The sequence below is a fragment of the Glutamicibacter sp. TV12E genome, assembly GCF_052441935.1.
GTDB lineage: Bacteria > Actinomycetota > Actinomycetes > Actinomycetales > Micrococcaceae > Glutamicibacter.
The window spans coordinates 2,028,749-2,048,310 of record NZ_JBQVVF010000001.1; the positions used below are offsets into that span (position 1 = coordinate 2,028,749).

At 59.0% G+C, this 19,562-nt stretch carries 22 protein-coding genes; 12 read left to right on the forward strand and 10 right to left on the reverse strand.

What is annotated here, in order from left to right; translation table 11 throughout:
• Positions 1–71: 71 nt before the first annotated feature.
• From phnE to ACT7DV_RS09515, 4 genes are read right to left on the reverse strand one after another with little or no spacing between them, the layout of a single operon-like run.
• A complete protein-coding gene (gene phnE / locus ACT7DV_RS09500) occupies positions 72–947 on the reverse strand; it encodes a phosphonate ABC transporter, permease protein PhnE (RefSeq protein ID WP_444662092.1) in 876 nt (291 codons plus the stop codon).
• Entirely contained in the window at positions 944–1,705 is a 762-nt protein-coding gene (locus ACT7DV_RS09505; protein ID WP_444662094.1) for a phosphonate ABC transporter ATP-binding protein, read from the reverse strand. The genes phnE and ACT7DV_RS09505 overlap by 4 nt, the downstream gene beginning before the upstream one ends.
• A complete protein-coding gene (locus ACT7DV_RS09510) occupies positions 1,706–2,635 on the reverse strand; it encodes a phosphate/phosphite/phosphonate ABC transporter substrate-binding protein (protein WP_444662095.1) in 930 nt (309 codons plus the stop codon).
• 47 nt (positions 2,636–2,682) lie between these two features.
• A complete protein-coding gene (locus ACT7DV_RS09515; protein ID WP_444662097.1) occupies positions 2,683–3,879 on the reverse strand; it encodes a TIGR03364 family FAD-dependent oxidoreductase in 1,197 nt (398 codons plus the stop codon).
• A 167-nt stretch (positions 3,880–4,046) separates the two neighbouring features.
• Between ACT7DV_RS09515 and ACT7DV_RS09520 the strand changes: the two genes are divergently transcribed.
• On the forward strand, positions 4,047–4,817 hold the full coding sequence (locus ACT7DV_RS09520; protein WP_444662098.1) for a GntR family transcriptional regulator: 771 nt from the start codon (positions 4,047–4,049) through the stop codon (positions 4,815–4,817).
• A gap of 19 nt (positions 4,818–4,836) precedes the next feature.
• Positions 4,837–5,526 (forward strand): phosphonatase-like hydrolase, encoded by a 690-nt coding sequence (locus tag ACT7DV_RS09525; protein ID WP_444662100.1) that lies wholly within the window; start codon positions 4,837–4,839, stop codon positions 5,524–5,526.
• 67 nt (positions 5,527–5,593) lie between these two features.
• Here the strand turns inward: ACT7DV_RS09525 and ACT7DV_RS09530 are convergent, their stop codons facing one another.
• On the reverse strand, positions 5,594–6,271 hold the full coding sequence (locus ACT7DV_RS09530) for a metal-dependent transcriptional regulator (protein WP_444662102.1): 678 nt from the start codon (positions 6,269–6,271) through the stop codon (positions 5,594–5,596).
• A 264-nt stretch (positions 6,272–6,535) separates the two neighbouring features.
• Between ACT7DV_RS09530 and ACT7DV_RS09535 the strand changes: the two genes are divergently transcribed.
• The 7 genes from ACT7DV_RS09535 to ACT7DV_RS09565 all read left to right on the forward strand — a co-directional run bounded on the left by ACT7DV_RS09535 (position 6,536) and on the right by ACT7DV_RS09565 (position 13,444).
• The gene (locus tag ACT7DV_RS09535; RefSeq protein WP_444662104.1) at positions 6,536–7,570 is read left to right on the forward strand and encodes a LacI family DNA-binding transcriptional regulator; all 1,035 of its coding nucleotides are present in this window, start codon (positions 6,536–6,538) and stop codon (positions 7,568–7,570) included.
• Between the two features lie 18 nt (positions 7,571–7,588).
• Complete coding sequence (locus ACT7DV_RS09540; RefSeq protein WP_444662106.1) at positions 7,589–9,103, forward strand: sugar ABC transporter ATP-binding protein; 1,515 nt, start codon at positions 7,589–7,591, stop codon at positions 9,101–9,103.
• The gene (locus ACT7DV_RS09545; RefSeq protein WP_444662108.1) at positions 9,104–10,072 is read left to right on the forward strand and encodes an ABC transporter permease; all 969 of its coding nucleotides are present in this window, start codon (positions 9,104–9,106) and stop codon (positions 10,070–10,072) included. It begins immediately after the preceding gene.
• Positions 10,073–10,112: 40 nt separating this feature from the next.
• On the forward strand, positions 10,113–11,051 hold the full coding sequence (locus tag ACT7DV_RS09550; protein ID WP_444662110.1) for a substrate-binding domain-containing protein: 939 nt from the start codon (positions 10,113–10,115) through the stop codon (positions 11,049–11,051).
• A gap of 75 nt (positions 11,052–11,126) precedes the next feature.
• Complete coding sequence (locus ACT7DV_RS09555) at positions 11,127–12,050, forward strand: ribokinase (protein WP_444662112.1); 924 nt, start codon at positions 11,127–11,129, stop codon at positions 12,048–12,050.
• 35 nt (positions 12,051–12,085) lie between these two features.
• Entirely contained in the window at positions 12,086–12,469 is a 384-nt protein-coding gene (gene rbsD, locus ACT7DV_RS09560) for a D-ribose pyranase (RefSeq protein ID WP_444662113.1), read from the forward strand.
• A 171-nt stretch (positions 12,470–12,640) separates the two neighbouring features.
• Entirely contained in the window at positions 12,641–13,444 is an 804-nt protein-coding gene (locus ACT7DV_RS09565) for an oxygenase MpaB family protein (protein ID WP_444662115.1), read from the forward strand.
• A 15-nt stretch (positions 13,445–13,459) separates the two neighbouring features.
• Here the strand turns inward: ACT7DV_RS09565 and ACT7DV_RS09570 are convergent, their stop codons facing one another.
• Complete coding sequence (locus ACT7DV_RS09570) at positions 13,460–13,939, reverse strand: DUF6328 family protein (protein WP_444662117.1); 480 nt, start codon at positions 13,937–13,939, stop codon at positions 13,460–13,462.
• A 170-nt stretch (positions 13,940–14,109) separates the two neighbouring features.
• On the opposite strand from ACT7DV_RS09570, the gene ACT7DV_RS09575 reads away from it, so the two are divergent.
• On the forward strand, positions 14,110–14,502 hold the full coding sequence (locus ACT7DV_RS09575; RefSeq protein ID WP_444662118.1) for a hypothetical protein: 393 nt from the start codon (positions 14,110–14,112) through the stop codon (positions 14,500–14,502).
• Between the two features lie 95 nt (positions 14,503–14,597).
• Here ACT7DV_RS09575 and panD read toward each other — a convergent pair whose 3' ends face one another.
• The 3 genes from panD to ACT7DV_RS09590 all read right to left on the reverse strand — a co-directional run bounded on the left by panD (position 14,598) and on the right by ACT7DV_RS09590 (position 17,480).
• Positions 14,598–15,020, reverse strand: coding sequence for an aspartate 1-decarboxylase (gene panD / locus ACT7DV_RS09580; protein WP_444662120.1), 423 nt, complete (start codon positions 15,018–15,020; stop codon positions 14,598–14,600).
• A 212-nt stretch (positions 15,021–15,232) separates the two neighbouring features.
• Positions 15,233–16,774, reverse strand: a complete 1,542-nt coding sequence (gene hutH, locus ACT7DV_RS09585) for a histidine ammonia-lyase (RefSeq protein ID WP_444662122.1) — start codon at positions 16,772–16,774, stop codon at positions 15,233–15,235.
• A gap of 124 nt (positions 16,775–16,898) precedes the next feature.
• Positions 16,899–17,480: a DUF3060 domain-containing protein gene (locus ACT7DV_RS09590; RefSeq protein ID WP_444662124.1), complete on the reverse strand. Its 582-nt coding sequence runs from the start codon at positions 17,478–17,480 to the stop codon at positions 16,899–16,901.
• 340 nt (positions 17,481–17,820) lie between these two features.
• Between ACT7DV_RS09590 and ACT7DV_RS09595 the strand changes: the two genes are divergently transcribed.
• Both ACT7DV_RS09595 and ACT7DV_RS09600 read left to right on the forward strand, forming a co-directional pair.
• On the forward strand, positions 17,821–18,048 hold the full coding sequence (locus ACT7DV_RS09595; protein WP_444662126.1) for a hypothetical protein: 228 nt from the start codon (positions 17,821–17,823) through the stop codon (positions 18,046–18,048).
• 188 nt (positions 18,049–18,236) lie between these two features.
• Positions 18,237–18,746 carry a Dps family protein gene (locus ACT7DV_RS09600; RefSeq protein ID WP_444662128.1) on the forward strand — a complete coding sequence of 170 codons (510 nt, stop codon included), beginning with the start codon at positions 18,237–18,239 and terminating at the stop codon, positions 18,744–18,746.
• A gap of 172 nt (positions 18,747–18,918) precedes the next feature.
• On the opposite strand, the gene ACT7DV_RS09605 is transcribed toward ACT7DV_RS09600, so the two are convergent.
• On the reverse strand, positions 18,919–19,461 hold the full coding sequence (locus tag ACT7DV_RS09605; protein ID WP_444662129.1) for a hypothetical protein: 543 nt from the start codon (positions 19,459–19,461) through the stop codon (positions 18,919–18,921).
• Positions 19,462–19,562 lie beyond the last annotated feature (101 nt).

Below are 19,562 nucleotides of genomic sequence, written 5' to 3' on the forward strand. Positions count from 1 at the left end.
CATTAACGGCATCTGCCCGGACGGGTGTTCGTCCGGGCAGATGCTCTAGTAGCTATGGCACATGCCGATATTTAGACAGCTAGCTTACGGCGAATGAAACCTGAAGCTTGGTCCACTACGATGATCAGGATCAGCACGATAATAATGTGGGTCAACATGGTGTCGAACTGAAAGGACTTGATTGCCTGGTTGATGAGCAATCCGATGCCACCGGCGCCCACAAGCCCCAGCACCAGCGACGAGCGGACATTGACGTCAAAGCGGTAGAGCAGCAAACCGACGAACTGCGGGATGACCAATGGCAGTGAACCGTGGGTGATTTGTTGCAGCCTGGATGCTCCTGCAGTAGACAGCGCATCTTGAGGGCCTTGGTCGGTTTCCTCCATGGACTCCGCCCAGAGCTTGCCCATCACGCCGGTATTGTGGCAGATCAAGGCCAGCACACCAGCGAATGGCCCCAAGCCTACGGCAGTTACGAAAATCAAAGCGAAGACGATGTCTGGTACTGCCCGGAAGAACGACAGGACAGCGCGCGAGATCTGATAGGCAGCTGGATGTGAAGTGGTGGTGCGCGAAGCAAACACAGCCAATAGCAAAGCGCTGGGGATGGACAGCGTGGTACCCAGAAGACCAATCCACAGGGTCACTAAGGTAGCTTCGAGTCCTGGTTTGATGACCTGATCCCAATTTAGATCCGGCGGGAAAGCATCAGTGACAAAACGGGCCATGCCCCGCCAGCCGTCCACCAGTAGCGATGGGTCAAAATCAGTGCCAGCTACAGCGAGCAAATGAAACAGCACGATGACTACGGTGGCCAAGCCCCACAGCAATGCCTTGCCTGCACGGTGCGGATCGCGGGGAACCGGGAGCTTATGTGGCGCCGGCTTGGGGGCAGATAACGGATTGCTGATGGTGTTCACTGGGTATGGCGGGGTCCGCAGGCTCATGCCGCGTTCCTTTCAGAAGAATAGAGTTTATCGAACACGTCCTGGTCCAGAGCGGCAACGGGTCCATCGAAGACGATACGTCCGCGCAACAGGCCAATCGCGCGGTCTGCATGGCGCTGCGCCAGCTCGGGTTGATGCAGTACCGCGGCCACCGCCAGATTCTCTTCATGGGCCAGCTCGGCGAGCAACTCCATGACTTGCTCAGCTGCGTTAGGATCCAGCGCTGACACCGGTTCGTCGGCCAGCAAGACGCTGGCGCGCTGGCAGAGAGCCCGTGCCACAGCCACACGCTGCTGTTGCCCGCCTGAAAGCCGGCCAACACGTTCCAAGGCACGGTCAGCCATGCCCACTCGTTCCAGGCAGCCCATCGCTTCTTCGCGTAGTTCACGAGAAAAGAAGAACGGCGAGAGTGAGCCAAGCCCGGATACTCTGGCCAGTGCACCGGCGCAGACGTTATCAAGCGCAGTGCGGCGCGGTACCAGATGGATTTTCTGGAAAACCATCGCCGCCTTGCTGCGGGCCAGTTGCAATTGGCGTCCAGTTAACTCCGTGAGCACGGAGTCGTCGAGTTCGATGCGCCCGGCATCCGGCACGGCCAGCCCAGCAACGCACTTTAAAGTGGTGGACTTGCCGGACCCATTGGCTCCGAGGAAAGCAACAAGTTCGCCAGCCTTGACATCAAAGGAGACATCCTGGAGGACTCGACGCCCGTTGAAGGACTTCGCCAGCGCGCTAACGGCCAGTGCTTTATGCCGCATTTAGATGTCCTCCTCGGTCAAGCCCATTTCAGAGGCCAGATCGAATAGTGGTTTGTAGGTTTTTTTGGTGACTTCCAGCAGCGGCCCGGCAGGATCCACGTCAAGGAAAGCCCCTACCTGTTCAATATCCTGGACCGACAGGTTGAGAAGGACTTCTTTGACGGCCTTTTTCAATTCCGGATCAGCATCCGGACGCACCGTGATTGGGTCATTCGGGATCGGTTCCGAAGTCCAGATCCGGCGATAGTCTTCCTGGTTGAAAGTGCCGGCGGCCTGCGCGGTGGCCAACGTTTGCGTATTAACTTGGGCTGCGTCCACGGTGCCGTTGGCAAGGGCTAGAAGCGCTTCGGGGTGCCCACCGGCGTAATTGATGTTTATCTCGGACTCGGGGATGCCGGCGGTTTTCAGGGCATAGCGCGGGAGCACGTCGCCGGACGTGGAACCAACGCCGCCTAAGGCCAAATCCTTGCCGCGCAGGTCGTCAACATCGCGGATATTCGAGTCCTTCGGCACCCAGAGGCCCGCAGTGTAGGTGCTTAGTTTGCCGTCTGAGGTGCCAAATGAGACTAGTGGTTCGGCTCCAGCTTGTTCGCTGGCAAATACGAAGCCTACGGGACCGAATTGGCCCAGATCCAGCTTTCCATTGCGCATGGCTAGGACCTCGGCGGAGTAGTCCTCGACTACCTGAACCTCGACTTCGCATCCCAGTTCTCGTTCCATGGCGTCTGCCAGTACGCCGTAGGCAGGTTCAAGCTTCGCTGGATCTTCAAAGGGCTCGATTCCGAACTTGATTGGACCGTCTTGGCAGTAGGCGGGAGCATTGGAAGCCTCGGGGTTGGTGCCGCCGCTGGCGTCTGAGGTGCCACAGGACGTAGTGGCCAGTAAACCGATGGTGGCGATGGCTGGTAGGACTGTGTGGGAAAGCTTCACGGTGAGCTCCTTGGTAGGTCGAAAGTTCTGCTGCGAGTGAAAAATGCTTAGGAAACCAATACTTCGGTCGGTTTGAAAGCGGCAAGGATATTGGCGATATTGCGCTCCGCGAGCCCGAAAGAGAGAGTCATGCCAACTCCGGCCGTGACTGAAACGACGGTGATTGCCGGATGGGGTTCTGCGACCAGCAGCGGACCAACGTCACTGGAGGCGTAGATCCCCTGCCACCGTTCATCGATTTCCAGTGGGACATCGAGTATTTTTTTGACGTGTCGCAGTAGAGAATCAGAGGTTTCTTCCTTCAGGAAGGGCGGCTGCGCCAGGTCGTATGAATGCGAGTCGCCAAGCAATAGCGAGCCATCTGGGCGTTGGGCGAACATCACGTTGGCTTGGATTTTCAGCAGTTCGGGATGATTCCGGGAGACCTCTGCACGTAGCTTGGCAGCTGACGGAACCTCGGTGAATGCTTCGTAGCGCAGCATCGAGGTGGCCGTGAGCACGGCAGGTTCCAGTAGAAGTTGCTGATTGGGGGTAGAGCGGGCCATTTGCAACGAGCAACGCTGGATCTTGTGCTCTTCGGCGAGCTGGGGGAAAAGATAATCGACGTCGTGTCCGACACAGACGAACACCTGGTTTGCCTCGATAGGCCCGCGGCTGGTCTCGACGCGGACCTGATTTATTGTTCCGGAACTGAAGCTCATGGCTGCCGTGTTCCACCGAACAGATCCGGCTTCTTGGTCATTGACCCAAGCAGCCAGCTGGGCGACGGTACTGCGCGGGTCCACACGCAAGTCGTCCCGCAAAAGCGCACCGCCGAGGATTCCTTCGGTGCTGCGGCGCCCCAGAATGCCGGCGACTTCATCGGCACGGAGCATGGCAATTTGACCTGGCTCACGGACGTCGGCCAGTTCTTGGAGTACGTGTAGTTCAATTTCCGTCGAGGCAACCACAGCAGCCCCGGCCTCGGACACCCAGAATCCAGCACGTTTGGCATAGTCAAGCCATAGCCCTCGACCAGTCTGGGCAAGATCATAGAGGTCTCCGGACTGCGCTGTGATGCAGGCATGACCGAAGTTTCGCACCGAGGCCCCGACAGCTTTATGGTCACGGTCGATCACTGTGACGCTGTATCCGGCGTCTAGCGCCCGTGCAGCGTGTGCGAGGCCGATAATGCCCGCGCCGACGACCAAGACGTCGGTGCGCTGCGGCTGAAGGGAGGCTGGGTTTAGAGTCTTTTCGTTCATCACGAAATGATCATCCGTGCCCGCTGAGGACTAATTCAAGCGATATCGCTACTTGTCTAGACAAGTTTACGAAGAGTTCAATTTGCTTCGATACTCTTAATCTAAATTTCACCATAACGATTGATGATTCTGGGAGTCTGCGGGGATCCAACTTGTATGATCAAGTGGTGAATCAGAAACGGAATCAACCTAAGCATCAGGTACTCGCCGCAGATCTGCGCGAACGTATTGCCTCAGGGCAGTGGGGTGAGGGCGAACAAATTCCCAGTGAGGCGGAGCTGTGTGCCCTGGCCAATGCTTCAAGGGGAACCGTGCGCCACGCGCTGGCCACGCTGCGTTCGGAGGGCTTGATCGCCGGTGGACAGGGCAAGCCACCGGTCGTTGCCCACGCTGTACGCTCGCAGTCTTTCAGCACTTTCATGTCGTTTACCGAATGGGCGTACTCGGTAGGGCGGTCCCCGGGCCAGCGCACGCTGGAAATGGCGCGCCGGCCAGCAGTGGAAGAGGTTGCTGGACAACTTGGGGTGGAGCCTGGGGCAACGGTTGTCCAGGTCTTGCGATTACGCCTGCTGGATGAAACACCTGCCATGATCGAGCGAACAAGCTTCACTTCCGAGGCAGGGCGGCTCCTCTTCGATTTTGACACCGATTCCGGGTCGATTTTTGGCTATCTTCGCGAACAGGGCGTGGAATTGAGCCGGGGAAAGCACATTATCGACGCTGTGGCCGCCAATGCCGAAGACAGTCGGCTGCTGGAGGTGCCAGCCGGTTCGCCATTGCTTCGTGAGCGACGGATTACGCTCTCCAGTGCCGGCGAGGTTGTTGAGTATTCCGATGACCGGTACCTCCCGCATCTTGCCAACTTCACGATTGAAAACACCATTGAGGAACGAGCGGGGTTCACCCGCGCGCCGAGCGTGGCGCTGCAGGGACACTAACTTTGACAGGAGAAATACGATGATTGAACTAATTGTTTGCGATATGGCCGGAACAACCGTTGATGAGCATGCTGATGTTTATCGGGCCTTGAAAAACTCTGTGCGGGAAACCGGAGCCGAAGTTACATCGGGAAACCTTCAAGCTTGGATGGGCGCAGAGAAGCGCGAGGCCATCGCCGCTTTGATCACACTGGGCGGTGGTATTCCCGACGAGCAGCTAGTTAACACCACTTTCGACCGTTTCCGTGAACTGCTGTTTTCTTATTACCAGCAGAATCCGCCAGTGGCCTTGCCTGGTGTTGTCGAAGCATTTGAAAAACTTTCAAGTCAGGGCATTAAAGTGGGCCTGACCACAGGGTTCTCCCGTGATGTCGCGTCGGCCATTCTGTCTCAACTGCAATGGCGCGTGGGCGAGGGGGAACTGCTGGATGCAGTTGTAACCGCTGATGAAGTTGGCGCTGGGCGTCCAGCACCTTACATGATCCATCGAGTCATGGAACTGACCGGAGTTCGAGACGTGCGCAAGGTGATTGCAGCAGGCGATACGGTGAACGACCTTCAAGCGGGAAAAAACGCCGGTGTGTGCGCGGTGGGAGTGCTGACCGGCGAACTGGGGCGAAGAGACCTCGAACCTCATGAGCATGACGAGATTCTGGATAGTGTGGCTCAGTTTCCAGAATTCATTTCGAAACTGGAACTCAAGGCGTGAGTTTCGAACGCGAGAATGCATCGGCCGGGAAATTGTCTTCAAATTCCAGGCCGATAGCTCGTTAGGTTCAGGAAAGCACGGAGACCCAAACAGCGCTCGTAGCCCGATGTCCCAACTGCAATGAGGCGCTGGTTTTGGGGGAAGTTACGAGCAAGGTGTCAGAAAATTCATCGCCGGGCCGAATCTCCAATTGGGCGCCAACAATGATTCCGCGGTCTGAGAAGTACTGCAGCAATTCTGAATCCTCATCAGAAATCCGCTCAACCTGTACTTTGGAACTGCCGGTGATTTCTGTGAGGGAGACGGCTCGCGGCAGGTTGATTTTACCTTCAGCGGTCGGGATGGGATCTCCATGTGGGTCGCGCGTCGGGTGGCCGAGAAGTTCGTCGACTCGCGCCACCATGAAATCTGACACCGCGTGCTCCAGTTTTTCGGCTTCATCGTGCACCTGATCCCAGCGATATCCAAGCATCTGCACCAGAAAGGTTTCGATTAAGCGGTGCCTGCGGACCATGGTCATTGCATAGCCCCGGCCTAGTTCAGTAAGTGTCACGGCGCCGTACGGTGCATGGTCCAGCAATCCCTGCTGGCGCAATTTGCTCAGTGCCCCCGAAACCGTCGAAAGCTTCATTCCCGCCTTTGTCGCAATGACGCTAGCGGTCACGGGTTCATTGGACCACTCGTTCAGTCCATAGATGATCTTGAGATAGTTCTGCGCACTATCTGAGAGCTGATTAACCGACACGTCTTCCATCTTAGCGATCCGGAGCCGATGAGTGTTGATGAGGTCGAAGTGCCATGGCAAACAGGACGACTTTAAATCTGAATTTTATGGTGTGCTGTCTGATGCTTAGCATGAACAACCATGTCAAGACCGGAATCGTCCCTGGTCGTAATCGTCAACGCTGGCCCGGTCCACTTAGTGGTGTTGACAATTTTTTCAAGGTGGTGAAAACTGTGTAATCGATTCCATGGAATCGATTACACGTAAGCAAAGGGGCTTATCGGGATGAATGCCGTCACCATCAAAGACGTGGCAATGGCCGCCGGAGTATCTTCGGCTACGGCCTCGCGCGTGCTTTCCGGGCACTCCGCCACCTCGGCCGAATCCCGCGAAAAAGTCGAAGCAGCCGCCAAGAATCTTGGCTTTGTTCCCAACGCCCAGGCTCGCTCGCTTCGCTCCACCAAAACCGACACCATCGCCCTGCTGATTTCCGATGTCCGCAACCCGTACTTCTCGGACCTCGCGCACGCCGTAGAGCAGCAAGCCCACGAAGCCGGCATGATGACTTTCATCGGCAACGCCAACGAAGATACCCAGCAGCAGGACCAGTTCCTCGCCGCGATGCTCTCGCGCCGAGTTGACGGGTTGCTTGTAGTGCCGCAGGGGCTGGACGAAGACGCCGATCACCCCAGCGAAATGATGCAGCGAATCATTTCTTCTGGAACGCCGATGGTTTTTGTGGACCGAACCCTTCCTCAACTGGACATCCCATCAATCTCGGCATCCAGCGCCAGCGCCCTCGATGAAGCCATTGGCAAGCTCAAAGCCTTGGGCCATCGACATATCGCATTCCTTGGTGGACCTGCCCACGCCTCAACCGCTCGCGAACGCCACCGCGCCTTTGACGCGGCCCTGGTGGCCAACGGGCTGGATGCAGATCAGAAGCTGCACTTCGCCGGCGACTTCCAGGCCGCCTCCGGTGCCCAAGGCGCCCGCTGGCTGCTAGCGCATGAACTGCAACCTACCGCAGTGGTCATTGCCGATGCACCGATGGCCATTGGCGCGCTGACTGTCTGGCAAGAAGCAGGAATCCGGGTGGGCCCCGAACTGTCGGTCATCGCCTTCGACGAGGTGGATGCGATGCTTATGCACCACCCGCCGATTGCCACCATCAGCCACGACCTGCGCGCAATGGGCCGAGCGGCTGTCACCGCATTACAATCCGTGATGGCCGGCAACGAGCCAGAACCGCAAGAATTTATCAGCCAATTCACTGCCAGGGCATCTCTTGCCCAGGCCCCGGAAGCAACCGGTGCCTAGGTGATGGAAGGAACAAGAATGAGTAACGACGCTCTGCTGGTCCTGGACAAGGTCTACAAGTCCTTCGGCCCGGTGCAGGTCATCGAAGACGTCACCGTTGAAGTGCATGCAGGAAAAGTCTCGGTGCTGCTTGGCGAAAACGGCGCCGGAAAGTCAACCCTGATCAAAATGATCGCGGGCGTGCACGAACCAGATGCCGGACAGATCCTGTTCAACGGACAGCCAGTGAGGATCCGTGACACCAAGACCTCCGAGGCTCTGGGCATCGCCACCATCCACCAGGAGCTGAACCTTGTTCCATCGATGACCATCGCCGAGAACATCACCCTGGGGCGTGCGCCGCGCAAATTCGGCATCATCAACCGCCGTGCAATGCGCAAGATCGCCCATGATGCCTTGGCCAAGCTGGAACTCGACCTGGACGTGAATACGCCGGTCGGCGAACTGGGCTTGGCCCAGCAGCAGCTGGTGGAGATCGCCAAGGCCTTGAGCCTGGATGCCCGCGTACTGATCTTGGATGAACCCACGGCCGCGTTGACCACCACCGAGATCGAGCATCTGTTCAAGGTGGTCAACCAGCTGAAAAACCAGGGCGTCGGGATGGTCTTCATCAGCCACCACCTCGACGAGATCGCAGCCATCGGCGACTTCGTGAACGTGCTGCGTGACGGAAAATTCATCGCCACCGTCCCGGCAGGCACCGATGAAAGCGAACTGGTCCGGCTCATGGTCGGCCGGGACATCGATGCCCAGTTCCCGCGCGTGGCCACCGAACCGGGCGAGGAGCCACTGCTGAGCGTCGAGAACCTCAGCGATGACCAGCTCAAGGACATCTCTTTGGAAGTCCGCCCGGGCGAGGTCGTCGCGCTGGCCGGGCTCATGGGCGCCGGGCGCACAGAGCTGATCCGCGCCATCGCCGGAGCCGACAAGTACAGCTCGGGAACCGTCAAGGTCGCCGGCAAGAAGCTGGCCAGCTTTGATGTCGCGGCTGCCACCCGCGCAGGCATAGGCCACGTACCCGAAGACCGCAAAACCCAGGGCCTGGTGCTGGACGCGTCGGTGGCCGAGAACATCGGCTACGCCACCATGGCCGCCACCGCCAAGAACGGCCTGGTGGACCGCAAGGGACAAAAGGCCCGCGCGCAAAAGGTTGCCGAACGCCTGCGCATCCGCATGAGCAGCATCGATGCACCGATCCGTTCCCTGTCCGGAGGCAACCAGCAAAAGGCGGTATTCGGCCGCTGGTTCACCGCAGGAGCCAAGGTGCTGCTGCTTGATGAGCCCACCCGGGGCGTGGACGTCGGCGCCAAGGTGGAAATCTATGAACTGATCAATGAGATCACCGCCTCCGGAGGCTGCGTCCTGATGGCCTCCAGCGAACTTCCCGAAGTGCTGGGCATGTCAGACCGCGTCGTGGTGATGAGCCAGGGGCGCATCGCCGGGGAATTGGCCACCAATCAAGCAACCCAGGACTCCATCATGGCCCTGGCCATCAGCAATGTGCACCGCGAAGAAGAAATGGGAATCAAGTAAATGAGCAGCGTAGCTACTGCCCCGAAGAAGGGCTTCGACTTCAAGGCATTCCTTGCCAACAACGGCGCACTGGTCGGCCTGGTCATCCTCTGCCTGGCGCTATTCATCGCCACCCCGCGCTTTTTGACCGGACCGAACCTGCTGAATATCGGCATCCAAGTCTCCACCATCGCCGTGATGGCCTTCGGCATGACCTTCGTGATCGTGGCCGCCGGCATCGACCTCTCGGTGGGATCGGTCGCCGCCCTGTCCGCGATGGGTTCCTCCTACGCCGTCACCACCGCAGGACTGCCCGATGGACTCTCGATCCCGGTCGGCCTGGCTATCGGTGCGCTCTCGGGGTGGGTGACCGGTGCGATGAGCGCCTACGGCAAGCTGCCGACCTTCATTGCCTCGCTGGCCATGCTCACCGTGGTGCGCGGCCTGACCCTGGTCATCTCCGATGGACGCCCGATTTCCACCAGTTCCTCGGTCTCCTGGCTGGGCGATGACTTGGGCCCGATCCCGATGCCCATCATCATCCTGCTGGTCTCCGGCCTGCTCGCGGCCTTCGTCCTGAACCGCACCGTCATCGGCAAAAACGCCTTTGCGGTGGGCGGGAACACCGAGGCCGCGCGCCTCTCTGGCATCCCGGTCAAAAAAGTGCTGGTCACCGTTTTCGTGATCTCCGGGCTCTTTGCAGCGCTTTCGGGCATGATCCTGGCCGGCCGCCTGGATTCGGCCCAGCCAACTTTGGCCTCCGGCTATGAACTTGATGCCATTGCCGCCGTGGTCATCGGCGGCGCCTCGCTCTCCGGCGGCGTCGGACGCATCTCCGGCACCTTGATCGGCGCGCTGGTGCTGGCCGTGATCCGCAACGGCCTGAACCTGCTCTCGGTCTCCGCCTTCTGGCAGCAGGTCGTCATCGGCGCGGTGATCGCGATTGCCGTCGGCTTCGACGTGCTGCGCCGCAAGAACGTCAAGCACTAGATACTTCCACCAACCACCCTTGTTCAAAGGAGAACACCCCATGAAAAAACTGATCCGCACCACCGCAGCCATCACCTTGTCCCTCGGCCTTGCCGCTTCGCTTGCCGCCTGCAACCGCGGCGAGAACGCAGCCGATGGCGCCTCGGTGACCTTGGCGGTATCCACCCTGAACAACCCGTTCTTCGTGGACCTGCGTGACGGCGCGCAGAAGGAAGCCGACGCCCAGGGCATCGACCTGTCGGTAGTTGACGCGCAGAACGACTCAGCCACCCAGGCCAACCAGCTGGCTACCGCCGCGACCAACGGATCGGCCGGCGTGATCATCAACGCCGTCGACACCGAAACCGCGGAAGCCGGCCTGGCCCCAGTGGTCAAGGCAGAATTGCCGATCGTCGCCGTTGACCGCTCCGTCGGCGAAACCAAGATCGCTTCCTTCGTCGCTTCGGACAATGTGGCCGGTGGCGAGCAGGCAGCCAAGGCGCTGGCTGAATCCATCGACGGCAAGGGCAAGATCATCGTACTCGAAGGCGTGCCGGGCGCTTCGGCAACCAACGAACGCGGCGAAGGCTTCACCAAGGGCCTGGAAGAATTCAAGGACATCGAGGTGGTCTCCAAGCAGACCGCTAACTTCGACCGCGCTGAGGCGCTGGACGTCGTGACCAATCTGATGCAGTCCAACCCTGACGCCGCGGGCGTGCTGGCCATGAACGACGAAATGGCCTTGGGCGCCATCCAGGCCCTGGGCGACAAGGCAGGCAAGGACGTCAAGGTTGTCGGCTTCGACGGAACCGATGACGGATTCAAGGCAGTAGAGGCCGGCACCATGGTGGCCACCATCGCGCAGAACCCAGCTGAACTGGGCAAGCAGTCGGTGCAGATCCTGTCCAAGTCCATCAAGGGCGAAGAGGTCGAGGCCAACGTGCAGGTTGCCGTGGACACCGTCGATGAGAAGAACGTCGCCGAGTACGCAGGCGAGTAATCTTCATCTAGCAGTAGCAATTCAAGGTACCGGCACCCACTGGCCGCCGGGAGAAGAGAACTAGAAGGAATAACCATGCAGCAGGACATCCAGGTCACCATCGTGGGCTCAAGCAACGTGGACATCACCGCGTTGATGGCACGTCTGCCCGGACCCGGTGAAACCGTGCTGGCAGATTCCTACCAGCTCTCACCCGGCGGCAAGGGCGCCAACCAGGCGCTGGCCGCGCAGCTGGCCGGAGCGGCCACCGAATTCGTCGGCGCCGTGGGCAAGGATTCGCATTCCGAGGTTGCCTTGGGCCAGCTTGATGAGGCCGGAGTCAAGCTTGACCGCGTGGCTCGCAGCTCCCAGCCGACCGGGGTGGCCATCATCCAGGTGGATTCCGGTGCTGAGAACTCGATTGCGGTGGTTTCGGGAGCCAATTCCACGGTGACTGATGAAGTGGTCAAGACCGCCGGAGAAATCGACGGAATTCTCGTGCTCCAAGGAGAGATCCCTGCCTCGGGCATCAAGGCCGCCATGGATGCAGCCACCGATCGCATCGTGCTGAACCTCGCGCCGGTCATCGAATTGGATCGAGACTACCTGCTCAAGGCCAACCCGCTGGTGGTCAATGAGCACGAAGCCGAAGCTGTGCTCCAGCAGCTTAACCCGCATCCAGCACGTCGGTTCAACGGCCACTATGAGTGGCTCGCATCGATGCTCATCGAGGAGGGAATCACTAGCGTTGTCATCACTCTTGGCGCCAACGGTTGCCTGGTGGCTGACAAATTCCCCGCAGAAAATGGTGGAGCCCAGGTGCGCCCGCTGCCAGCAGTCAAGGTCAGAGCAGTGGATACCACCGGTGCTGGCGATGCCTTTACCGGCGCCTTGGCTGCACGGCTGGCCAATGGCGATGATCTGGCTCAGGCAGCCGAATTCGCCGGCAAGTTCGCAGCGCTGACCGTGCAAGCCCACGGTGCTCAGGCTTCCTACCCTCGTTCGCTTGAGAACCTCTAAGACAATTCACTAAGTAAGATTTGAAGGAAGCCTTCGTGCTGAAATCCGAAATTCTCAACGCGCCATTATTAGGTGCGTTGGCCACCTGCGGCCACACCGATACCGTGGTCATCGCCGACTGCGGCCTGCCGATTCCGGAAGGGCCAGTGGTTATCGACTTGGCGCTGGTTCAGGGGCTGCCCAGCTTCGATCAGGTACTCGATGTGCTGACCCGCAATATGGTGATCGAACACAGCACCTTGGCTACCGAAGCGACGGGAAGCTCTGTCCAGGAGTTCTGCGAGAGCAAGGGACTGGAACCAAAGTTCATCTCTCATGAAGAGCTCAAGGCAGAACTTTCGACAGCCAAGATCATCGTCCGCACCGGAGAATCAACTCCCTATGCCAACGTGATCCTGCACTGCGGAGTTGCCTTCTAGCCGGAGGGAGATCATCGGAAACCAGTTCCTGCTCTTCCAGCAGTCCTCCGCCGCAAAGCAGGGCAGCAATTGCAGATTACACGGTGGATGACCACATGCCGCAGGCGGCGTGAGGGCATCCACTGCGCTGTTTAAAGGGGCGGCACGGCCCCAAGGGCTAAAATCGAGATTATGAGCCGGAACGCAGGAAGAATTGATGAATCAAGCGCTTTCTCCCGTGTGGCCCCGGAAGCTGGGTTACTCCTCGGGGCGGGGCGAGCAATTTTGATGCAACTGGCCCACCCGCAAATCGGCACGGCTATCGCCCGGCATTCTGACTTCGCCAGCGACCCCCTCAAACGCCTCGTTCATACGCTCGGCTATATCTATGCGTTGAGCAACGGCAATGCGGAGCAGCAGCGCACGATGATCAACTACGTCAACAAGTCACATCAAAATGTGCGGGGAACCCGCAACGAATCAGAAGCGCTACCGGGCTATTCAGCGTTGGATCCGCGGCTGCAGCTGTGGGTTGCCGCCACGCTTTTCGACTCGGCCAGGGTCATCGCAGAACAAATATTGAGTGGCGATTTTGCACATGATGAACAGTTGTACCAGCAATATGCGCTATTGGGCGGAGCCTTGCAGATGCCAGAAAACTATTGGCCCGCCAGCCTCCATGATTTTGATCTTTATTTGGAACAGACTCTCGCAACGGTGGCGGTCACCGGCCAGGCGCGCCAACTTGCTGACGAACTTTTCAGTGCGCCCAGAGCCCCGTGGTGGATCCGAGCAGGCCTGCCCTTAATGCGTGACGTCACCATCGCCCAGCTACCCGCAGCGGTGCGCGAGCAATTTGGTTTTGAGCTGAGTAATAAAGTCCGCAGGCGCAACAGCATGACGGTTGCATTCGTTCGGCTTGCAACTCGATGGTTGCCCCGCGCGATCAGGCACCTTCCCATGAGGCTGATGCTCCGGCATGTGGATCGGATGTAGCTCAACTAGAACTGGCTAATCGGCATCGTGTGCATGCGCGGGAAGAAGGATGCGCGGCAATGCCAAGAGCAGGAACAAGGTCGCCACTACCAGCCCTCCACCAACCCATGCGCCAAGCTGCCAGCCGAACAGCACCTGCAGGACAAACCAGACGCAACCCGAGACCAGCAGGCCAACGCCGATGCCCACCATCTTCAGTACAATATGGCCAAGGCTCACTGTCTGTTCCTTGAGTCGCTGGCCAAAGAAGTACCGGTGCACCGCCACCGGCGTGATCAGCAGCAAAATCAGCAGTGTGGCTGCAACCAATAAGACGATGTAGATCGTTTCGTCGGATCGGCTGAGCATCTCGAAGCGTGCCTGAAAAGGCAGCACCACCAAGAACGCAGCGAGAATCTGCACGCCGGTTTGCATGACCCGCATTTCCTGGAGCAATTCGTTCCACTGCCGGTGCGCGGCACCATCACTGGTATCCGGGTGGGACCGTGTGTTCATGGGAGAACTCCTGAAGTGATCTTGGCTGGAAAGCAACTATTGGCTGATGCCTCGAACTATGCCAACCCTTGGCGCATCAAGCAACAACTGCCAAGGCCAGCTCGTCCATAATGTCGGCACCGCCCACTACATTGGGCACATCTGGCTAGGAGAGAACAGAGGCGATGATCATGGCACAAGAAAACAGTTCTGGAGGCAGTCTTCCCGACTGGATCCATTCCGCGGAAGGCACTGAGGATGTCTGGTCAATGCCCAATCGCGGCCTCGCCTGGTGCGATTGCGGGCATGACCATGAGCTGACCGAAGACTTTGTTTTTAAAACATTGATTGAGATTGGCCTGGAGCCTTCCCGCATGCTGACCCATGAAGAACTCACGGAGCTCACCGTGGCAGTATGGATGTATGACGAGGTCTGCCGGTTCTTCGAGCTCGCAGTAGAAGAGGCTGCCAAGGCGATCCATGGCGGAGTCGACGAGATCTACCCACTGCGCCATACCCTGAAGATCGTCGGATACTTCTCAAAAACCTGGCAAGGATGCCCCGAAGAGGACTGCCGTAGGTGAGGCTCGGGAGTGCTGAACCTGCAAAACGGCTTGACCGCCATGGAAAAGCATTGCCGCCAAGCCGCCAAGCCGCCCAGACTGGCCAGCGCTGTCAGCTAGCTACTGCGCAGCTGGGCAAATGGCGGAGTCTGCACGCCGTCAGCGACTGCCTCGGCAGGGTCTTCGCCCAGGTGGATGATGCGGTTATCGGCATCGACGTGGACCACGCTGGGAACGTAGCTGCGCGCTTCGGCGTCGTCCATCTGGGCGTAGCTGATCAGGATGACCAAATCGCCTGGATGGACCAAGTGGGCGGCCGCACCATTGATGCCGATTACGCCGCTGCCGGGTTCTCCGGCAATGGTGTAGGTTTCCAGGCGAGCGCCATTGGTGATGTCGACAATACTGACCAATTCCCCGGGCAGGATGTCCGAAGCGGCCAGCAGATCCGAGTCAACAGTCACCGAGCCTACATAGTGCAGATCCGCTTGGGTAACGGTGGCCCGGTGGATCTTTGATTTGAACATGGTGCGTTGCATGATTTCAGGCGTCCTTGGATGATGCGTAGTCTTTCGAAGATCAAGTGTACGCTTCGGTTTCGCGGCTTGGATAAGTTGGTGGGAGCCATCACGCGAGCCACAGCCCCTGGCGGCCAAGGTGGCTGAATTGGCGATTAAAAGTGCGTCCCCGAAGAACCTGGTGGGTTCTCCGGGGACGCGTGACGACGCCTTGCGGCGACCTGCGCTGCAGGTTATGCAGGCAGGTGAGCTTCGAGGGCCTTGTGAACCGAGCCGTCGGCCAGCAGTTCGTAGGCGGCTTCCAATTCTGCGGAGAGGAAGCGATCCTGGCCCGGGCCGGCAACTTTACTGCGCAGTACTTCAAGCACCGCGCCGGTGGCTGGGCCTGGCTTCAAAGGGGCACGCAGGTCCAGGGCGCGGCCCGCAATCAGCATTTCCACTGCAAGGATGCGGCGGAGGTTAACAACGGCGGTGCGCAGCTTGCGCGCAGCGTGCCAACCCAGAGAAACGTGGTCTTCCTGCATTGCGGAAGAAGGGATGGAGTCGACGCTGGCAGGAACGGCCAGGCGCTTGTTCTCTGCCACCAGGCCGGCCTGGGTGTACTGGGCGATCATCATGCCCGAGTCAACGCCTGGATCGTCAGCCAGGAAAGCCGGCAGATCGCGGGAGCGGGCCGGGTCCAGCATGCGGTCGGTGCGGCGCTCGGCAATGGAGCCGAGGTCTGCCACGGCGATGGCCAGGAAGTCCAGCACATAGGCTACCGGTGCACCGTGGAAATTGCCATTGGAGGTGACCTCGCCGCTTGGCAGCACTACCGGGTTGTCGATGGCAGCCGCCAGTTCGCGGGTGGCGACCAGGCGGGCGTGGGTGATGGTGTCGCGGGCGGCGCCGGCAACCTGCGGGGAGCAACGCAGCGAGTAGGCGTCCTGCACGCGGCCGTCGCCCTCGCGGTGCGATGCAACGATGGGGGAGCCTGCCAGGAAAGCGAACATGTTCTGCGCGCTGCGGCCCTGGCCCGGGTGCGGGCGAAGCGGCTCATGCAGTTCTGCGCGGAATACCTGGTCGGTGCCCAGCTGGGCCTCGACGCTCATGGCTGCGGTGGCGTCCGCAATGTCCAGCAGCTCATCGAGGTCCGCCAGCGCCATGACCAGCTGGCCGAGCATGCCGTCGGTGCCGTTGACCAGCGCCAGGCCTTCCTTCTCGGCAAGCTCGATCGGGGTCAGTCCCGCTTCTGCGAATAGCTCTGGAACCGGACGGACATTGCCTTCGGCGTCGGTGGCTTCGCCTTCGCCCATCAGCACCAGTGCGCAGTGCGAGAGCGGAGCGAGGTCGCCCGAGCAACCCAGCGAGCCATATTCGCGCACGACCGGGGTAATGCCCGCGTTGAGCAGGCCGACCATGGTCTCAAGCACGACCGGGCGAACACCGGCGCGGCCCGACGCCAGGGTCTTGGCGCGCAGGAACATCAGTGCGCGAACAACTTCGCGCTCGACCGGTGCTCCCATGCCAGCAGCATGGGAGCGGATCAGCGAACGCTGCAGCTTGGCGCGGTCTTCAGGCGCGATGTGGCGGGTTGCCAGGGCACCGAAGCCGGTGGAAATTCCATAGACCGGCGTATCGGCGGAAGCCAGCGCATCAATGTGGGCACGGACGGAAGCGAGTTCTTCAAGCACGTCCGCGGAGATCTTGATGTGGGCATTGTGACGGGCCACTGCGATGACGTCGTCCGCCGTGATGCCGTCTAGCCCGAGGGTTACCTGTGGAGAGGAAGCCATGATTTTCGATCCATTCATTAATGTTCAAGGAGGTCTCTAGCTTCCATTGTTCGGCAGGAACGAGCGGCTGGTGGCAGATAACTTGGTGATGTGTCCGAAATACCGGACGAGATGGTCTCGTGAACTAATGGCCCAGGTCCACCCCGGCGAGTGCGCCAGGCCCAAGCTGATTCGATTGGCCTGTGTCGCGGGCCGACGCGTTGTCGTTGCGCCATGCCACGGCATTGCCGACACCGCTTACCTCGACATTCCCGATATTGTTCACGGCAACGATATTGCCTGCTCCGGTGATCGACAGATCACGGACATGGCCACCGATGACCATGTTTCCGGTTCCTGTGATCTCGACCTGCTGGCAATTGCCGATCAGCTTCAGCATTTGGCCATCGCCATCTACGGTCAGCTTTCCGGAGCACTTTTTCGTTGTGGCTTGGGGCTCGATAATCCGGAATGCTTCGGAGAAAGAATCCCCGTTAGTTTCCTTCGGCACGATCCCGGTGCCAGTCGCCGTGCCGTCGGGATTCTTGTCGCTAGGCGTGGCCGTCCCCTCAATCGGCGGGGCGCTCTCGGCCGGAGTCCCAGTGGATGATGCCGAGGGGCTCCCGGAATCATTTGTGGTTTCAATATGCACGCACCCTGCAAGCGTGGCAGCTACCAGTCCGGTAGCCAGTGCCAGTCCGCAGGTCTTAGCGAGGCGAGAATACATTTCCATCCTGTCGTTTTCGGCCACTAGTCCCAGAACCTTCATGGTCCTGTTAGCTATTCTCCGTGGAACGGAAGGCAAAAGCACGGCGGACCCCGATGTAGCCAGCCTTGATGTCGGCCGGAACATGCTTCAGAAGTTGCGTACGCCCTAGTCAAAGGCCACTGGAGATGTGGAGGAAAGGAGCCTACCCTGTAGCTATCAGCTGCAAGTACGCTGGCGCGTGCAATTAGGAGGGAATATGGACACACGCATCAGAGGGCTCGCGGGTTTGCGGTAGCAAAATGACAACCACTGCAGTCCCGCCGGTTCATTCATTCATGGAGAATCTCTGGAGTGGAAAATGCCTAAGAAATTTCTTGGACTGGGTCTCGTTGTTGGCGGCGGGCTCATCGTCGCCTTGTTCCTCATGTTCATGCTTCTCACGCCGATCGAAGATGCGCAAGCCTTGACTCCAATGTGGCTCGGAATTATTTGGGGTGGACTTGCCATGATGTGGGGACTCTTCAGATTGATTGTGGGACCGTCTTCGTTGGATCATCCTCACGGAGGAACCGACGCAGGATCATAGAGATCGATGGCGAGCGCCTGGCGCTCGCCATCGTGGTGCGACCTATATGCCGTATATCCGTAAGCTGAATGGTTTCTCCAAATTTTGGCTTCGACTCGGAATGGACGCTGCCGGCAAGTAGCGTGCAAAGAAGTGCATCGGATGTTCGTCGGTGCCGGCAATGTCAACTTCAATGCAAGGGAGATGCCATGGCAGATGTCAAGAAGACCACTGCGAAGAAAACGTCGAAGGAAAACGCTGAACGTGGATTCGTCGCCACCGAAGCACTGCGAGACGCTCTGCAATCCGTGCTCGTTCAGCTATTGGACTTGCAGCTAGTCAGCAAGCAGATTCACTGGAACGTGGTTGGCCCAAATTTCCGGGATCTTCATCAGAATCTGGATGAAATAGTCAGCATTGCACGAAGGGGTTCCGACGAGATCGCCGAGCGCATGCGTGCCTTGCATGCGACCCCGGATGGTTTGGCTTCCACGATCACCAAGTACACGAAGTTGGAGCAGCCTGTCACGACTGAAATATTGACCAAAGCTGCAGTCGACTTGGTTGTGAGGGCGGTCCAGGGCACTGTTGGCGTTCTTCGCGACGTGCATGATCCGGTAGATGAAGCTGACCCGACAACTGCGGACATACTGCACCAGTATATTGCTGACCTTGAACAGCAAGCTTGGTTTATCAGCGCTGAAACCCGACATCCATAAGTTAGGAATATCCACTTGTGGTCTGGATGACCCACACATAACACAGGGAAATCGCTGTTTCCTAGTCAATTAGGAACAGCGATTTCCCTTGTATGGAGCTTATTTGGCATTAGCGAGTTCTACCCAGCCTTGGACCATAGGCTTGAACAGCCCGTGATCTCCGAACTGAAGGCTAGAAGCCTTCGCCTTGGCCTTGGCTGCCGCCTAGGCCTTGTTCTTCATTGTCGCCGTAGGATTGGCCTGATTCTTCGCTGCCTCCGCCGTAGGGTTGGCCTGATTCTTCGTCGCCGCCGTAGGACTGTCCTGCTTCTTGGTTGCCTGCGCCGTAGGACTGGCTGGACTCTTCGTCGCCGCCGTAGGACTGTCCTGCTTCTTCGTTGCCTCCGCCGTAGGATTGGCTGGACTCTTCGCCTCCGCTGTAGGACTGTCCTGCTTCTTCGTCGCCTCCGCCGTAGGATTGGCTGGACTCTTCGTCGCCGCCGTAGGACTGTCCTGCTTCTTGGTTGCCTGCGCCGTAGGACTGGCTGGACTCTTGGTTGCCTGCGCCGTAGGACTGGCTGGACTCTTGGTTGCCGCCGAAACCCTGTTCGTCGCCGCCGCCGTACGACTGCCCCTCATTGTTCTGCTGGTCATTCGACGAGCCGTAGCCGCCGTTTTCTTCAGACTGGCCGTTTTCGAAATTTCCGAACTGCTCGTTTGAATCCTGCTCAGACATGGTGTCCTCCGTGAGTCGGTGGTTCCTGACTCGTCCCACGCTATTGAGCTGAAAAAGTACCTTCAATGTTTAATCGGAATCTCCGAGACATTCGCCATGAC

Coding starts and splice junctions, on each gene's coding strand:
- phnE (WP_444662092.1), bottom strand. CDS start 947: ATGAGCCTGCGGACCCCGCCATACCCAGTGAACACCATCAGCAATCCG.
- ACT7DV_RS09505 (WP_444662094.1), bottom strand. CDS start 1,705: ATGCGGCATAAAGCACTGGCCGTTAGCGCGCTGGCGAAGTCCTTCAAC.
- ACT7DV_RS09515 (WP_444662097.1), bottom strand. CDS start 3,879: ATGAACGAAAAGACTCTAAACCCAGCCTCCCTTCAGCCGCAGCGCACC.
- ACT7DV_RS09525 (WP_444662100.1), top strand. CDS start 4,837: ATGATTGAACTAATTGTTTGCGATATGGCCGGAACAACCGTTGATGAG.
- ACT7DV_RS09535 (WP_444662104.1), top strand. CDS start 6,536: ATGAATGCCGTCACCATCAAAGACGTGGCAATGGCCGCCGGAGTATCT.
- ACT7DV_RS09540 (WP_444662106.1), top strand. CDS start 7,589: ATGAGTAACGACGCTCTGCTGGTCCTGGACAAGGTCTACAAGTCCTTC.
- ACT7DV_RS09545 (WP_444662108.1), top strand. CDS start 9,104: ATGAGCAGCGTAGCTACTGCCCCGAAGAAGGGCTTCGACTTCAAGGCA.
- ACT7DV_RS09550 (WP_444662110.1), top strand. CDS start 10,113: ATGAAAAAACTGATCCGCACCACCGCAGCCATCACCTTGTCCCTCGGC.
- ACT7DV_RS09555 (WP_444662112.1), top strand. CDS start 11,127: ATGCAGCAGGACATCCAGGTCACCATCGTGGGCTCAAGCAACGTGGAC.
- ACT7DV_RS09565 (WP_444662115.1), top strand. CDS start 12,641: ATGAGCCGGAACGCAGGAAGAATTGATGAATCAAGCGCTTTCTCCCGT.
- ACT7DV_RS09570 (WP_444662117.1), bottom strand. CDS start 13,939: ATGAACACACGGTCCCACCCGGATACCAGTGATGGTGCCGCGCACCGG.
- ACT7DV_RS09575 (WP_444662118.1), top strand. CDS start 14,110: ATGGCACAAGAAAACAGTTCTGGAGGCAGTCTTCCCGACTGGATCCAT.
- panD (WP_444662120.1), bottom strand. CDS start 15,020: ATGCAACGCACCATGTTCAAATCAAAGATCCACCGGGCCACCGTTACC.
- hutH (WP_444662122.1), bottom strand. CDS start 16,774: ATGGCTTCCTCTCCACAGGTAACCCTCGGGCTAGACGGCATCACGGCG.
- ACT7DV_RS09590 (WP_444662124.1), bottom strand. CDS start 17,480: ATGTATTCTCGCCTCGCTAAGACCTGCGGACTGGCACTGGCTACCGGA.
- ACT7DV_RS09595 (WP_444662126.1), top strand. CDS start 17,821: ATGCCTAAGAAATTTCTTGGACTGGGTCTCGTTGTTGGCGGCGGGCTC.
- ACT7DV_RS09600 (WP_444662128.1), top strand. CDS start 18,237: ATGGCAGATGTCAAGAAGACCACTGCGAAGAAAACGTCGAAGGAAAAC.
- ACT7DV_RS09605 (WP_444662129.1), bottom strand. CDS start 19,461: ATGTCTGAGCAGGATTCAAACGAGCAGTTCGGAAATTTCGAAAACGGC.